Raw genomic sequence first — 279 nt, forward strand, 5'->3', positions numbered from 1 at the left:
TTTTGGAAAATATAAAGAAACAATGAAATTAGTAGATAATATGACTGATTCTCAAATTTGTGATCTGAACAGAGGAGGACATGATCCTAAGAAAATATACGCTGCTCTTAAAAAAGCTAAAGAAACAAAAGGCAAACCTGTTGTTATTTTAGCTCATACAGTTAAAGGATATGGAATGGGACCTGTAGCAGAAGGGAAAAATATTGCACATCAAATAAAAAAAATTAATTTAGAAGCGATATTATATATTAGAGATAAGTTTAATATTCCTGTTAAAAA

The 279-nt window shown here is 28.3% G+C and carries 1 pseudogene; it reads left to right on the forward strand.

The features are described from left to right. Window positions 1-279, forward strand: a pseudogene (gene aceE / locus LDP10_RS03500) (pyruvate dehydrogenase (acetyl-transferring), homodimeric type); the annotation flags it as partial.

The organism is Buchnera aphidicola (Pemphigus obesinymphae) (assembly GCF_026122815.1).
GTDB lineage: Bacteria > Pseudomonadota > Gammaproteobacteria > Enterobacterales > Enterobacteriaceae > Buchnera_C > Buchnera_C aphidicola_BJ.